Genomic DNA, 15,273 nt, shown 5'->3' with positions numbered 1-15,273 from the left:
CTCGTTGTTGTCCTGACAGCAGGCGGCTAGTTCACCCTGGCCTGCACCCACTCTTCCAGCATCTGCACACCGAACGCCGTGGCGCCTTCGCGGCCGAGCGGCCGATCCGCGTCGGCCATTTCCTTGCCGGCGATATCGAGATGCACCCAGGGACGATTCTCGGTGAAATGGCGCAGGAACGCCGCGGCGTAAGGCGCGTCGCCGTCTTCCATGTCCTTGGCGTGGTGCCGGATATCGGCGAAGGGCGACTGCAAGCCTTCGTCATAGGCTTTGTCGAGCGGCAGCTGCCAGAACCGCTCGCCGACCCTTTCCCCCGCAGCGATCATCTGCGACGCGATGGCATCGTCCGTGCTGAAAAGACCGGCGAACACCGAGCCGAGGCCGCGCATCACCGAATAGGTCAGCGTCGCCAGATCGACGATCACCGAGGGGTTGAAGCGCGAGGCGGCGTAGTAGAGGCAGTCGGCCAGGATCAGGCGCCCCTCCGCGTCCGTGTCGAACACCTCGACCGTCTGTCCCGACGCCGTGGTGATGATGTCGCGCGGCTTGAGCGCGGTGCCGGACGGCATGTTCTCGGCAATGCCCAGCACGCCGACGGCGTGTACCGGGCTGCCTTGCCGGGCGAGCGCGATCAGCAGACCGACCACGGCGGCCGCGCCCCCCATATCGGCCTTCATGTCGAACATCTGCTCGCCGCGCTTGATACAAAGGCCGCCGGAGTCAAAGCACACGCCCTTGCCGACGAAAGCCATCGGTTGGGAAGGGGCGCCCTTGCCGCGATAGCGCAGCACAGCCACGCGCGGCGGCCGCACCGACCCGGAGCCCACGGCCAGGATCGCGTTCATGCCGAGTTCCTTCAATCGCGACGGATCGAGTATCTCGACATCTATGCCGGCTTCGCGCAGCGGCTCCAGATGATCGTGGAAATTGTCGGGATGGAGATGGTTCGGCGGCAGGTTGACCAGCGTGCGCGCATATTCGACGCCATCGGCGATGGCGTTGATCCGCGCCAGTGCCGGGGTCAACTCTACGCTGCTTGCTCCTACCAGTTGTACCCGCAACGTCCGGTCCGCTCCCGCCCCTTGCCGCCGGTTGCGCATGTCGAAACGGTAGCGCCGCAGCCGCATGCCCAGCGCGACGCGCGCCAGGATCTCGGCTGCCGGCAGGTCGACGCCGGCGATCGGGTCGAGGACAAGTGTGGCCGCGCATTCCCATTTGCCTTCCAGATGCGCGGCAAGCAAACCACCGGCGCGCGTCAGGGACAGGGCGCTGACAGCCTCGGCTTTGCCCAGGGCCAGGACGATCACTCGCCGGGCCGATACGCCTTGCGGGGCGATGAGATCGATGCAGGTGCCGGATTCGGCCAGGGTGGCCGGTTCGGAGCAGGCACGAGAGAGGATTCCGCCCATCTCAGCGTCCAGTGCCGCCGCCCGCAGGCCAAAGCCTGTCTGAGCAGTTTGCAGGATCACGACGACCGAGGTTTCCGCGGAAATCTCGTCCGCCGCTTCAAAGACCGGCACTGGCGATTGAGGCATAGGCTGGCATTCTCCCACTTGCAGATGACTCCGGCCTCGGCGCAGCGTGAGCGCAAAGCTTCGCCCGCCAACCGCGGAAGCCCTGTTACGGGCCCCTGCCGTTGGTGGAATGGTGCCGGAGGCCCCAAATAATCGTTTTCTGATGGCGACTTGATCGCTCTTGCCTTTTGGGTATCCCCGAACGGGGCAAGCGATCAAACGCCAATTTTGCCCAAGTCGATTGACAAAAACTCAACTGACAATTCATGATCGGCCAATGGCCCTACCCTCACTCAATGGCATGCGCGCTTTCGAGGCCGCCGCACGTCTCGGCAGCGTGAAAGATGCGGCCGAGGAATTGCACCTCACACCCTCCGCCGTGAGCCGCCACATCCGCGCGCTTGAAAAGAATCTCGGCCAGGATTTGTTCGAGCGGGGCTTTCGCCAAATAACGCCGACCATCCGGGGCTCCTACTATGCGCGCAGCCTTTCCGAAGCGTTCGAGGCCATCTGGCGCGCCACCGACGACGTCAGCCTTGCCAACAGCCCGAGCCACGGCAGGACCCAACGTGTCCGGGTCTTGTGCGTCCCGGCGGTCCTGAACCTTTGGCTGGCGGACCGGTTGCCGAATTTTCGCCGGCTGCATCCGGCCGTGGAACTGGAGATCTCGACCTCAGGCAAGCGCGCCAACTTCGATTTGGCCATTGTCGACGAGTTCGTCTACAAGGCCGGCCCGGCTCTGACGCTGCTGATCCCGCTGGTCCTGACGCCGGTCTGTGCGCCCTCGCTGCTCGATGGCCCCGTGCCGCTGCGATCGCCCGCCGATCTGGTCAACCATCATCTGATCCATGAATGCGAGAGCATGAGATGGAGACGATGGCTGGAGCAGGAAGGCGTTTCGGATACGACGCCGAAATCCAGCACGACGCTGGATGATTGCACGCTGATCATGCGCGAGGCGATCAATGGCGCCGGAATAGCGCTTGCCGACACGATGATGGCGCAGGATTTTCTGCAGCAAGGCAAGCTCGTCGCGCCGTTTCAGGCCCGTCATACCTATCCGGCCGGCATCTACCTGCATCAGCGCCGAAGCATCGGCAACAAGCCGGGCACCGGCCTGTTTCAGGACTGGCTGTTGTCGGAAGTCGAGGACCACAAGCGGGTCATGGCTATCGCCTAATGCATGTCGCCCAAAAGTGACTTCGGTTTTGGGAGAATGACATGCATGAAACAAAAACCTAAAGCGCGTCGCCAGAATCCGTACCAACGCGACGCGCTTTAGGCGGTTGAATTCCGAATCACCGCCCTGCCGGTTCAACCGCGGCCCACCATTGCGCGCCCCCGATAATCTCGGTTCGCATTGAATATCTTTAAGGCCAAAGCCGGCAAATGGATTGCTTGTCGGTTCCCCAGCGTCAGGCTTAACCTGCACGGCCATCGCGTGGAGGCGCGCGGCCAATCAAGGGGAGGACATTGCAGTGACCATACAAGGCGCTTCGCCTGACCTGTACAACGAGGATCTCGCTCCGGCCAAGGTTCGAAACTGGGGACCGTTCTCGATCTTCAACGTCTGGACATCGGACGTCCACAGCCTGTGGGGCTACTATCTCGCCGCCAGCCTGTTCCTGTTCTGCGGCGGCTTCGTCAATTTCATCGTCGCCATCGGCATCGGCTCGCTGATCATCTACGCGCTGATGAACATGGTCGGCTATGCCGGCGTGAAGACCGGCGTGCCCTACCCCGTGCTCGCGCGCGCCTCCTTCGGTATCTGGGGCGCCAACATCCCGGCCCTGGTGCGCGCCATCGTCGCCTGCTTCTGGTACGGCGCGCAGACGGCCGCCGCCTCCGGCGCCATCGTGGCATTGCTCACCCGCCTGCAATGGTTCGACGAATTCAACAAGACCTCTCATCTTCTCGGCCATTCCACGCTGGAAGTGATCTGCTTCGTCATCATCTGGGCGCTGCAACTGCTGATCATCCAGAAGGGCATGGAAACGGTGCGCCGCTTCCAGGACTGGGCTGGTCCTGCGGTCTGGGTGATGATGCTGCTCCTGGCCATCTATCTCTGCGTCAAATCTGGGAGTTTCGCCTTCACCAGCGACATCCCGATGGACGTGCTGCGCGAAAAGACCGCCGATGCCGGCATTCCGGGAGACCCCGGCTCGTGGACGGCACTCTTCGGGGTCGCGGCGATCTGGGTGACCTATTTCTCCGCGCTCTATCTCAATTTCTGCGATTTCGCCCGCTACGCGCCGGACAAGGCCGCGCTGCGCAAGGGCAACATCTGGGGCTTGCCCGTCAATCTGATCCTGTTCTCGCTCGTCGCCGGCGTCACCACCATTGCCGCCTATGACGTCTATCACGAAGTGCTGCTGCACCCCGACCAGATCTCGGCCAAGTTCGACAGCTGGTTCCTGGCGGCACTCGCCGCCCTGACCTTCGCGGTTGCCACGCTCGGCATCAACGTCGTCGCCAACTTCGTCTCGCCGGCCTTCGACTTCTCCAACGTCTTCCCGCGTCAGATCGACTTCAAGAAGGGCGGCTACATCGCGGCAATTATCGCACTCGTGCTTTATCCCTTCGCACCGTGGGAAGGCAGCGCCGCGCATTTCGTTGGCATCATCGGCGCGACGATGGGGCCGATCTTCGGCGTGATGATGGTCGACTACTATCTGATCCGCAAAGGCGAGGTCGACGTCGAGGCGCTGTATCGCGAGGATGGCGAGTTCCGCTTCCAGGGCGGCTGGCACGTCAACGCCTTCATCGCCGCCGGCATAGGTGCCGTCTTCTCGTCGATCCTGCCGAACTTCACCAACTGGCTGCCGTCCTGGTGGGGCGTCTATGGCTGGTTCTTCGGCGTGGCGATTGCCGGCATCATCTACTACGTGCTGCGCACCGCCGCCGTGGGTGCGGGCGCCAAGACGGCAAAGGCTTGAAATTAGGCAGTAGGCAGTAGGCAGTAGGGGTTAGGGAATACGACCCTTCCCTACTGCCCTACTGCCTACCATTTCCGCCAGCTTGCGAACCGTGTTCCAGTTGCGCGAGGTGCCGATGCCGAGGCGTTTGTGGTTCATTGCCGCCAGCAGCCGCGAGCTTGGTCTCTCGCGCGAAAAGACGACCCAGATGTCGCCGGCGAAAGGCAATACCTTTTCGTCCTCGGCGGCATAGGCTTGCAGCGCCGCGACGCCCTCCACAGGCGCGGGTTTGCGCATCACCCGCACAGCCACCTGGTCGCCTGCTTCGGCTGAATCCCCCGGGAACGGATTGCCGGCGGCAAGTTTGAGCCATTCCTCGGCACTGCGCACGATAATGTCGACATGGCGGCCGAAGGTTTTTTCGAAGGCCGTTTCCAGCCGCTGTTCCAGCTTGCCGCTATCGGTCGTCCGCGCTTCGAAGACGAGGTTGCCGGTCGCCACCAGCGTGCGAACATTCCTCAAGCCGAGGCCTTCCGCCATCGCCTTGAGGTCCGCCATGACCACCCGGCGGCCCTCGCCCAGGATGATGCTGTAGAGGAGCGCGACATAGGTCTGCACAGGAGAGGCCTCGCCCGGCGGTCGCCTACACCAATCGGCTCTGTTCCACCGCCGCCTCGATGAAGCTGGCGAACAGCGGATGCGGCTCGAGCGGCCGGCTCTTCAGCTCGGGGTGATACTGCACGCCGATGAACCAGGGATGGTCGGGATATTCGACCGTCTCCGGCAACACGCCGTCGGGCGACATGCCGGCAAACACCAGGCCGCAATCCTCCAGCCGCTCCTTGTAATCGATATTGACCTCGTAGCGGTGGCGGTGGCGCTCGGAAATCTGCGTGTCGCCATAGATGTCGGCGATCTTGGAGCCCTTGGCGAGGTCGGCCTGATAGGCGCCGAGACGCATCGTGCCACCGAGATCGCCGGTCTCACGCCGCTTCTCCAGCATGTTGCCTTTCAGCCATTCCGTCATCAGGCCGACGACGGGCTCCTCGGTCGGACCGAACTCGGTCGAAGAGGCATGCTCGACGCCCGCCAGCGACCGCGCCGCCTCGATGCAGGCCATCTGCATGCCGAAGCAGATGCCGAAATACGGCACCTTGCGCTCGCGGGCGAACTTCGCCGCCAGGATCTTGCCTTCCGAGCCGCGTTCGCCAAAGCCGCCGGGAACCAGGATGCCATGCACCTTCTCCAGCCACGGCGTCGGATCCTCCTTTTCGAAGATCTCCGATTCGATCCAGTCGAGCTTGACCTTGACGTGGTTGGCCAGCCCGCCATGCGAAAGCGCCTCGATCAGCGATTTGTAGGCATCCTTGAGGCCGGTGTATTTGCCGACGATGGCGATGGTCACCTCGCCTTCCGGATTGTGGATGCGGTCCGAAACCTTCTGCCAGGGCTCCATGCGCGGCTTGGGCGCCGGGTCGATGCCGAAGGCGGCCAGCACTTCCGAATCGAGCCCTTCCTTGTGGTAGGCCATCGGCACGTCGTAGATGTGCGGCACGTCGAGCGCCTGGATGACGGCGCTTTCCCTGACGTTGCAGAACAACGACAGTTTTCTGCGCTCTTCCTTGGGAATGGCCCGGTCGGCACGCACCAGCAGGATGTCGGGGGCGATGCCGATGCCGCGAAGTTCCTTGACCGAATGCTGGGTCGGCTTGGTCTTCAGCTCGCCCGCCGTCGGGATGTAGGGCATCAAGGTCAGGTGCACGTAGACGGCGTTGTTGCGTGGCAGATCGTTGCCGAGCTGGCGGATAGCCTCGAGGAACGGCATCGCCTCGATGTCACCCACCGTGCCGCCGATCTCGCACAGCACGAAATCATAGTCGTCATTGCCGTTGAGGACGAAATTCTTGATCTCGTCGGTAACGTGCGGGATGACCTGCACGGTCGCGCCGAGATAGTCGCCGCGCCGCTCGCGCTCGATGATGTTCTTGTAGATGCGGCCGGTGGTGATGTTGTCCTGCTGATTGGCAGAGCGGCCGGTGAAGCGCTCGTAATGGCCGAGATCGAGATCGGTCTCCGCGCCATCATCGGTGACGAACACCTCTCCATGCTGGTACGGCGACATCGTGCCGGGATCGACATTGAGGTACGGGTCGAGTTTTTTGATGCGTGCGCGATAGCCTCGCGCCTGCAGGAGAGCCCCAAGGGCCGCTGCGGCAATGCCTTTTCCAAGTGAGGAAACCACGCCGCCTGTGATGAATACATATCGCGCCATGGGAGTCATCGCTTAACGCGGCTGGATTGATTCCGCCAGAGAAAAAACCACCGCGAAGGTTTTTTCCCAAGAAGGCGTCGGACCATGATCCCGAAGAGTGGAACCCGGCTTTCTCGGACAAACGGTTTCCGTTGTCCGAGGGATCACGACTGAGCAGGCCTGGTCGTGATCGAGGCAAAACAAAAGGGCCGGCTGAGCCGGCCCTTTCGGCAGGATGACGGGACCGTCAGATGATGACGACTTTGGTGCCGACCCTGACGCGGCTGTAGAGGTCCATGACATGCTCGTTGATCATGCGGAAGCAGCCATTGGAAGCGCTGGTTCCGATCGACTGCGGCGCGATGGTGCCGTGGATGCGCAGATGCGTGTCCTTCTTGCCGTCATAGAGGTAGATGGCGCGGGCGCCGAGCGGGTTCTGCCCACCGCCAGGCATGCCGTCCTTGTACTGGCCGTAATGCTTGGGCTCGCGCTTCTGCATGTCGAGCGTCGGGATCCAGCGCGGCCATTCCTGCTTGTCGCCGACCGCGACCGTGCCCTTGAACTGCAGGCCTTCACGACCGACCGCGATTGCGTAGCGACGCGCGGTCGAAAACGATTCGACGAGATAAAGCCGGCGCGCGCTGGTGTCGATGACGATGGTACCCGGCTCGTACCCGGTGAACTCGACATCCTGCGGCACGAATTCCGGCTTTACCTTGAACGGCTTCTTGGCGTCCTTCTTGGCGAGAGCCTGGTCGAGCGCCCGCGTCTCTGGCAGATAGCTGATCGACGATCCGGACGAGGTGCCGCCGAACAGGCCGGCGAAAAGGCCGCCAGCGCTCGGCTGCTTCTGGCCGATGACCTCGCTGCGAAGCTCACCATTGTTACCTGTCAGCGCGACATTCATCGCCTCTGCCGGAAGCGGCTCGGCCGACTGGATGGGGGTGATCGGTTCGACCGGCTCGATGACCTTGGTGGTCTTCTTGGCCGGCTTGGCGTCAGCCACTTCGGTGGTTGCGGAAGCGCTGCTCTTCCCCTTCTTGGCCAGGAAGGCCTGCCGTTCGGCGTCGGCCTTGGCCTTGGCCGCTTCGCGCATCGCCAGCTTCCTGGCTTCGAGCGCCTTGGCCTTGGCGTCTTCCTTGTCGGCAACGATCTTGGCCTCGATTTTCTTGATCTGGGCGAGATCGTCCGGTGTCGGGTTTTTCTTCTTCTTGAGAAGCCTCAACTGCGCCGCATCGCTCTTGACCGCGACGTGGACGGCGTCGGTTTTGTCGACCGACTGATTGGCGGCCAAATTGGACGGCACGCCGGCGAAAGCCGGGGAACTCAGGCCGAGTACGGCGCAAAGTCCCAGGAAAATGAAGCTGCGAAGCTGCATGGCGAAGATCCGATCGTTCAATGCTTGTTGCCCACGGCGTCGCCCGGCGTCCCCCAAGGACACCGAAAATGCCGCGCGCAATCTATAGTCGAATAAGCGCGGATGCCTCAAGCGCGAGACCGCGCTGCTGCCCGTGGAATCTTCGTGATCGCGCAGCATTTGCCGCGACTGTGTTCAAACGATCACAGGTCGCGGTTTGGACCAGATAGTGGTTACTGGTTCGGGACCTGCGGTGCCGCCGGGGCCGTGTTGGTGGCGCCGTTGGTTGCCGGCGGCGTCGCGCCAGAGGCCGGCGCGGTGGCCGGAGCTGCCGGCGCAGGCGTCGTCGCCGCGCCATTGCCCGACGGCGGTGTCGGGGTGGTGCTGCCGGCGGGCGCCGGGGTCGTCGTGCCGGGCAGCTGGTTGAGCACGCCCTTGCCGGCCCCGTCCGACGTCGCGGGAACGCGGTCGAGAATGTCGATCGGCTTCTCGCCGTAGCGGGCGATGATCGACAAGGTCAGCGACGTGACGAAGAAAGCCGCCGCCAGGATCGCCGTTGCCCGCGTCAACGCGTTGGCAGCACCGCGCGCCGTCATGAAGCCCGATCCGCCACCAATGCCAAGGCCGCCGCCTTCAGAGCGTTGCAGCAGCACCACGCCGACGAGGGCGAGCACGACCATGAGATGGATGACGATCAGTACGGTTTGCATAGTTTATCCTGGCAAGGCCTTGCCCGGCCGCGGACACGACCGGTGAATTGGAGGCGGCTCAATACAATGCTTTCACGGCATTTCCAAGCCCGTGGCCGGAATATGGGAAGCAACGCGCCCTTTGCAACGAATTTGGACGGGATGAGCCCCGTCTTTCGTCGTGAATCTAGCCTGAAATGCTGCGATAGGCCTCGGCGATACCGAGGAAATCGGCTGCTTTCAGGCTAGCGCCGCCGACCAGCGCGCCATCGACATTCCTGACGCCCAGCAGTTCCACCGCGTTGGACGGCTTGACCGAGCCACCGTAAAGAATGCGCATCTTGGCGGCAGGGGCACCAAGTTTCTCCGACAGCTTTTCGCGGATATGCGCATGCGCTTCGGCCACATCGGCGGCGGTCGGCGTCAGGCCGGTGCCGATCGCCCACACAGGCTCATAGGCAATGACGGTGTTGGATGGCGTGGCGCTCGGCGGCACAGAACCGGCGACCTGGCGCGACAGCACGTCGAGCGTGGCGCCCGCTTCACGCTGCTGCTGCGTCTCGCCGATGCATATGATGGCCACGAGCCCGGCACGCCATGCGGCGGCCGCCTTGGCCTGGACCGTCGCGTCGTCCTCGCCGCGTTGCTCTCGGCATTCGGAATGGCCGACAATGACATGGCTCGCGCCGGCGTCCTTCAGCATCTCCGCCGAGATGCAGCCGGTGTATGCGCCGCTTTCCTTGGTGTGGCAGTCCTCACCGCCGGCATGGACCGGCGTGCGCGACATAATCTCCGCGGCATGGGAAAGCAGCGTCGCGGGAACGCAGACCAGCGCCTCGGTCTCCGCGTCGAGCCCGCTCATGAACCCGTTGCCGATCATCCTTAGCTCGTTCAGCGAGGCGCTGGTGCCGTTCATTTTCCAGTTGCCGGCGACAAGCGGGCGAATTCCTGGCGTCATGGTCTGCTTCTCCGGGCAATATCAGGCTCTGGCCCTCACTACCAAAATCAGGCCACAAAGCAATCGACAGTGGGCCGGAAGGGCGCTATTGCGCTTGTTTCAGACTCGGCGCATGCGAAAATGCGCATAAATCGGAAGTAACGATGCTTGGCATATTGAGAAGCGCGGCGGGTACATGGGTCGCGAAGACATTGCTTTCGCTGCTGGTGGTCAGTTTCGCCGCCTGGGGCATCTCCGGGCGGCTGATGGGCGGCTTTGCCGGCCACGATTCGGTGATAACGGCAGGCGGCACCAAGGTGTCGATCAACGAATACCGCCTCGCCTATGATCGCCAGCTCGCCGTGATGTCGCAGCAGTTCGGTCAGCGCCTCACCCACGAACAGGCAAAGGCGCTTGGCATCGACAACCAGGTCCTGGCTCAGCTTGTCTCCGGCGCCGTTCTCGACGAACAGGCGCGCAAGCTTGGCCTTGGCCTGTCCAAGGACCGGCTGGCGGAGCTGACGCGCGAGGATCCGGCGTTCAAGGGCCCAGGCGGCGAGTTCGACAGGAGAACATTCGAGTACATGCTGCGCCAGGTCGGAATGCGGCCCGAGGATTACCTGAAGAACCGCGCCCAGGTGGCGGTGCGCCAGCAGATCGTCGAGGCGGTCTCGGATGGCCTCAAGGCGCCGGACGCTTTCTTCAAGGCGGTCGCGCTCTACCGCGGTGAGGACCGCACCGTCGACTATCTGGTCTTGCCAAAGACGCTCGTCGAGCCGATCGAGGCACCGAGCGACGGCGTGCTTCAGGCCTATTTCGAGGCCAACAAGAAGACCTACGCTGCACCCGAGTACCGCAAATTCTCCTATGTCCGCCTCGAACCGGCGGACATCATGGATCCTACCGCCGTTACCGACCAGCAGGTCAGCGACGACTACAACAAGAACAAGGCGCGCTACACCACGCCCGAAATGCGCACGATCGAGCAGCTTGTGTTCAAGACCCCGGATGCGGCCAAGGCCGCGCTCGATTCGCTCAAGGCCGGCGCCACTTTCGAAAAGCTGGTGACCGCCGAAGGCAAGACGCCTGCCGACACGCTGCTAGGCACGTTGGCCAAGGACAAGATCGCCGACAAGGCGGTTGCCGATGCCGCCTTCGCGCTCAACGCCAATGAAGTCAGCCAGGTCGTCCAGGGCGCCTTCGGTCCGGTGCTGCTGCGCGTCACCGAGGTCAAGCCCGAGGTGGTGAAGCCGCTCGCCGAAGTGTCCGACCAGATCCGCAAGGACTTGGCGCTGGGCGAGGCAAGCCGCATCCTTCTGGATGTGCATGACAATTACGAAGACACCCGTGCTTCCGGCAGTTCGCTGGCGGACGCTGCCGCCAAGCTGAAGCTGAAGGACGTCACCATCGACGCCATCGATCGCAGCGGCCAGAGGCCGGACGGCTCGATCGTCAAGGATCTGCCGGAATCGCCGGCGCTGATCAAGGCGGTCTTCGACGCCGAACCCAACACCGAAAACGAAGCGCTGACCACGGCCGACAACGGCTTTGTCTTCTATGAGGTTGCTTCGATCACGCCGGCGCGCGACCGCACATTGGACGAGGTTCGCCAGAAAGTCGTCGCCGACTGGACTGCGGCCGAGGCCACAAAGCGGCTCGCCGCCAAGGCGAGCGAGCTCGACAAGCGGCTCAAGGCCGGCGCCACGCTCGATGTCATCGCCGGTGATCTCAAGCTGGAGAAGCAGACCAAGCGGGGCCTGAAGCGCGAAGCCGACGATGCCGACTTCGGCAAGGAAGGTGCTGCCGTGATGTTTGGCGTCGGCGAAGGCGGCACCGGCTTGATCCCCTCGCCCACCGGTGACGGACAGATCCTGTTCAAGGTCGCCGAAGTGTTCGAGCCCGCCGGAGCCGATGCCAGCTCGGTGCCGGAAGACGCGCAGAAATCCTTCACCTCCGGCATGTCGGACGATCTGCTCGACCAATTGGTGGCGCAGTTGCAGACGCAGTATGACGTCCGCATCGACCAGGCCGCCGTTGCCCAAGCCTCGACAAGATGAGCGCGCTGAAAACCCATATCGCCAAGGTGGCGGCAGGCACCGCGCTTTCCTTCGAGGAAGCGCGCGAGGCCTTCGACATCATCATGTCGGGCGACGCGACCCCCGGGCAGATCGGCGGCTTCCTGATGGCGCTGCGCGTGCGCGGTGAAACGGTGAGCGAGATTTCTGGCGCCGTCGCCACGATGCGGGCCAAGATGCTGCGCGTCGAGGCGCCTGCGGGCGCCATCGATATCGTAGGCACGGGCGGCGACAATTCCCACAGCGTCAACATTTCGACGGGGTCGGCCTTCGTCATCGCCGCCGCCGGCGTACCGGTCGCCAAGCACGGCAATCGCGGCCTGTCCTCGCTGACCGGCGCGGCCGATGTCCTGACCGCGCTTGGGGTCAAGATAGACATTGCGCCCGAGGCGATCGGCCGTTGCATCCACGAAGCCGGCGTCGGCTTCATGTTCGCGCCCGCGCACCATCCGGCGATGAAACATGTCGGCCCGACCCGCGTCGAGCTCGGCACCCGCACCATCTTCAACCTTCTCGGCCCTCTCTCCAATCCGGCTGGCGTCGTCAGGCAGATGGTCGGTGTGTTCCTGCCGGAATGGATCATGCCGGTGGCCGAGACATTGAAGGCGCTGGGCACCGAGCATGCCTGGGTCGTCCATGGCGATGGCTATGACGAAATCACCACCACAGGCGAGACGCAGGTGGCGGAACTGATCGGTGGCGAGATTCGCAGCTTCACGCTGACCCCCGAAGAGGTCGGGCTGAAGCGGCATACCAAGGACGAGTTGCGCGGTGGCGACGCTGCCTACAATGCCAAGGCCTTGCGCGACATGCTGAGCGGCGCTGTCGGTGCCTACCGCGACACCGTGCTGATGAATGCCGGCGCCGGGCTGGTGATCGCGGGCAAGGCGACGCCGCTCGGCGACGGCATCGCGCTCGCGGCGCAAGCCATCGACAGCGGCCGGGCGCTGCAAGTGCTGGACCGGCTGGTCGAAATTTCCAACGGGTGAACCGTGTCTGACATTCTGCGCAAGATCGAGGCCTACAAGCGCGACGAGATCGCGGCGGCCAAGGCACTGATACCGCTGGTCGAGATCAAGGCGCGGGCGAAGAACGCCGACGCGCCACGCGGTTTTCTCGCCGCACTGGAGGCCAAGCGCAGATCGGGCCGCTTCGCCCTGATCGCCGAAATCAAAAAGGCGAGCCCCTCCAAAGGGTTGATTCGTGCCGATTTCGATCCACCGGCGCTGGCGCGGGCCTATCAACAGGGCGGCGCAGCCTGTCTTTCGGTATTGACCGATGCGCCGTCCTTCCAGGGCGCGCCGGAATTCCTCACCAGGGCACGGGCAGCCGTCGCCCTGCCCGCGCTGCGCAAGGATTTCCTGTTCGATCCCTATCAGGTCTATGAGGCGCGCGCCTGGGGCGCGGACGCCATTCTGATCATCATGGCCAGCGTCGACGATGCCCTGGCGAGCGAGTTGGAAGCGACTGCGTTCGAACTCGGCATGGATGCGCTGATCGAGGTACATGATGAAGCCGAGACGCAACGCGCGCTAAAGCTGTCGTCGCGGCTGATCGGTATCAACAACCGTAATCTGAGAACGTTCGAGACCAGCCTCGAAACCTCCGAGCGGCTGGCAACGATGGTGCCGGCCGACCGCTTGCTGGTCAGTGAGAGCGGCATCTTCACCCATGATGACTGCCTCAGGCTGCAGAAGAAGGACATCGGCACCTTCCTTGTCGGTGAGAGCCTGATGCGGCAGGAAGATGTCACCGCGGCGACCCGTATCCTGCTGACGGGTAAGGCTTTGGCCGAGGCCATCTGACGATGACATCGGCCCTCACCCATCTCGGCGCGCAGGGCGAGGCCAATATGGTCGATGTCGGCGACAAGCAAGAAACGACCCGCACGGCGATCGCCGAAGGTTTCGTCTCGATGCAGCCCGAGACGCTGAAAACCATCCTTGCCGGCAACGCCAAGAAGGGTGATGTGCTCGGCACCGCGCGCATCGCCGGTATCATGGCGGCGAAGAAGACGCATGAGCTGATCCCGCTCTGCCATCCGCTGCTCTTGACCAAGGTTTCCGTCGACATCGAGCCCGACCATGCGCTGCCGGGCTTGAAAGTCACGGCATTGGCGCGCGTCACCGGCAAGACCGGCGTCGAGATGGAGGCGCTGACCGCAGCTTCCGTTGCCTGCCTGACTATCTATGACATGGCCAAGGCCGTGGACCGCGCCATGGTCATCTCCGGCATCCGGCTGGTCGAAAAGACCGGTGGCAAGTCCGTCGACTACAAGGTGGGCGCCTGATGGCGCTGGTTCCTGTGTCGGAGGCGCTCGAGCGCCTGCTGGATGGTGCGGCACCCCTGGCGGGCGAAAGCGTTTCTCTCTTCGAGGCGGTCGATCGCGTGTTGGCGGAGCCTGTCGCGGCACTGCGCACCCAGCCGCCCTTCAATGCCTCGGCCATGGATGGTTACGCGGTCCGCACCGCCGACGTGGCGTCCGTGCCATCGAAACTCTCGGTCATCGGCATGGCGCCCGCCGGGCGCGGCTTTGACGGCACCGTCGGCGAGCGCCAGGCGGTGCGCATCTTCACCGGCGCGCCGCTGCCTGAAGGCGCCGACACCATCGTCATCCAGGAAAACGTCCGGGATATCGGCGGCGGTGAGATCGAAGTGATCGAACCGACGGCGGAGTGGCGCAACATCCGCCGCATCGGCCTCGACTTTTCCAAAGGCGACGTCCTGCTTGAAAGAGGCCGCCTGCTCGACCCGGCAGCGCTCTCGCTGACGGCATCGGCCAACCACCCCAGAGTGAGCGTGGTCAAACGGCCGCTGGTCGCCATCATCGCCACCGGCGACGAGTTGTTGCCGCCCGGCAGCGAGCTCGGACCGGACCAGATCATCTCATCCAACGCCTACGGCGTTGCCGCCGCCGCGCAATCGGTCGGCGCTCGCGCGCTCGATCTCGGCATTGCCGCCGACCGCAAGGGCGCCATCGCCGCGCTGGTCAAAAAGGCGGTCGCGGCCGGTGCGGATGTCATCGTCACGCTTGGCGGCGCCTCGGTCGGCGACCACGATCTTATCCATGACGTGCTGACCGGCGAAGGCATGACGCTCGGCTTCTGGAAGATCGCCATGCGCCCCGGCAAGCCGCTGATGTTTGGGCGCCTCGGCGCTATCAGGTGCATCGGCCTGCCCGGCAATCCGGTGGCAAGCCTGGTCTGCTCGCAATTGTTCCTGAAGCCGCTTCTGGCAAGGCTCGGCGGCCGCGATCATCGCCAGGACATACGCCAAGCACGATTGGGCGCCGCAATGCTGGCCAATGATCTGCGCCAGGATTATGTGCGGGCGGTGATCAGGGAAGACGATGGCGGACTGGTGGCGACGCCGTTCAGCATCCAGGATTCGTCCATGCTGAGGATGCTGGCCGATGCCAATGGCCTCATCGTGCGAGCGCCATTTGCCCCTGCATCCGCTGCCGGAGATTCCTGCAGCGTGCTGATGCTGCGCTGAAGATCAGCCACATAAGTAGCTGATAATACATAAATATCCG

Annotated in this window: 13 protein-coding genes; 7 read left to right on the top strand and 6 right to left on the bottom strand. The window is 63.7% G+C overall.

Going from position 1 to position 15,273, the window contains the following annotated elements; translation table 11 throughout:
• Positions 1-26: 26 nt before the first annotated feature.
• Positions 27-1,535: a leucyl aminopeptidase gene (locus tag JG746_RS20055; RefSeq protein WP_202354375.1), complete on the bottom strand. Its 1,509-nt coding sequence runs from the start codon at positions 1,533-1,535 to the stop codon at positions 27-29.
• A gap of 256 nt (positions 1,536-1,791) precedes the next feature.
• On the opposite strand from JG746_RS20055, the gene JG746_RS20050 reads away from it, so the two are divergent.
• Both JG746_RS20050 and JG746_RS20045 read left to right on the top strand, forming a co-directional pair.
• Entirely contained in the window at positions 1,792-2,694 is a 903-nt protein-coding gene (locus tag JG746_RS20050; RefSeq protein ID WP_202354374.1) for a LysR substrate-binding domain-containing protein, read from the top strand.
• A 298-nt stretch (positions 2,695-2,992) separates the two neighbouring features.
• Positions 2,993-4,450, top strand: a complete 1,458-nt coding sequence (locus JG746_RS20045; protein WP_202354373.1) for an NCS1 family nucleobase:cation symporter-1 — start codon at positions 2,993-2,995, stop codon at positions 4,448-4,450.
• 30 nt (positions 4,451-4,480) lie between these two features.
• Here JG746_RS20045 and JG746_RS20040 read toward each other — a convergent pair whose 3' ends face one another.
• The 5 genes from JG746_RS20040 to tpiA form a co-directional block, all read right to left on the bottom strand.
• A complete protein-coding gene (locus tag JG746_RS20040; protein WP_202354372.1) occupies positions 4,481-5,047 on the bottom strand; it encodes a DUF1697 domain-containing protein in 567 nt (188 codons plus the stop codon).
• Between the two features lie 25 nt (positions 5,048-5,072).
• Entirely contained in the window at positions 5,073-6,710 is a 1,638-nt protein-coding gene (locus JG746_RS20035) for a CTP synthase (RefSeq protein WP_115143350.1), read from the bottom strand.
• Positions 6,711-6,927: 217 nt separating this feature from the next.
• The gene (locus tag JG746_RS20030; protein WP_202354371.1) at positions 6,928-8,058 is read right to left on the bottom strand and encodes a L,D-transpeptidase; all 1,131 of its coding nucleotides are present in this window, start codon (positions 8,056-8,058) and stop codon (positions 6,928-6,930) included.
• 212 nt (positions 8,059-8,270) lie between these two features.
• Positions 8,271-8,747 carry a preprotein translocase subunit SecG gene (gene secG / locus JG746_RS20025; RefSeq protein ID WP_202354370.1) on the bottom strand — a complete coding sequence of 159 codons (477 nt, stop codon included), beginning with the start codon at positions 8,745-8,747 and terminating at the stop codon, positions 8,271-8,273.
• Between the two features lie 166 nt (positions 8,748-8,913).
• On the bottom strand, positions 8,914-9,684 hold the full coding sequence (gene tpiA, locus JG746_RS20020) for a triose-phosphate isomerase (protein ID WP_202354369.1): 771 nt from the start codon (positions 9,682-9,684) through the stop codon (positions 8,914-8,916).
• Positions 9,685-9,827: 143 nt separating this feature from the next.
• On the opposite strand from tpiA, the gene JG746_RS20015 reads away from it, so the two are divergent.
• From JG746_RS20015 to JG746_RS19995, 5 genes are read left to right on the top strand one after another with little or no spacing between them, the layout of a single operon-like run.
• On the top strand, positions 9,828-11,720 hold the full coding sequence (locus JG746_RS20015) for a SurA N-terminal domain-containing protein (RefSeq protein ID WP_202354368.1): 1,893 nt from the start codon (positions 9,828-9,830) through the stop codon (positions 11,718-11,720).
• The gene (trpD, locus tag JG746_RS20010) at positions 11,717-12,727 is read left to right on the top strand and encodes an anthranilate phosphoribosyltransferase (RefSeq protein ID WP_202354367.1); all 1,011 of its coding nucleotides are present in this window, start codon (positions 11,717-11,719) and stop codon (positions 12,725-12,727) included. Before JG746_RS20015 ends, trpD begins: the two co-directional genes overlap by 4 nt.
• Before the next feature lie 3 nt (positions 12,728-12,730).
• Positions 12,731-13,543 carry an indole-3-glycerol phosphate synthase TrpC gene (gene trpC, locus JG746_RS20005; RefSeq protein ID WP_202354366.1) on the top strand — a complete coding sequence of 271 codons (813 nt, stop codon included), beginning with the start codon at positions 12,731-12,733 and terminating at the stop codon, positions 13,541-13,543.
• Between the two features lie 2 nt (positions 13,544-13,545).
• Complete coding sequence (gene moaC, locus JG746_RS20000; RefSeq protein WP_202354365.1) at positions 13,546-14,028, top strand: cyclic pyranopterin monophosphate synthase MoaC; 483 nt, start codon at positions 13,546-13,548, stop codon at positions 14,026-14,028.
• Positions 14,028-15,233: a molybdopterin molybdotransferase MoeA gene (locus tag JG746_RS19995; RefSeq protein ID WP_202354364.1), complete on the top strand. Its 1,206-nt coding sequence runs from the start codon at positions 14,028-14,030 to the stop codon at positions 15,231-15,233. The genes moaC and JG746_RS19995 overlap by 1 nt, the downstream gene beginning before the upstream one ends.
• Positions 15,234-15,273 lie beyond the last annotated feature (40 nt).

The sequence above is a fragment of the Mesorhizobium sp. 113-3-3 genome (genome assembly GCF_016756495.1).
Taxonomy (GTDB): Bacteria; Pseudomonadota; Alphaproteobacteria; order Rhizobiales; family Rhizobiaceae; genus Mesorhizobium.
Note: the sequence above shows the minus strand (reverse complement) of the source record. Positions and strands in the feature narration are given on the sequence as shown.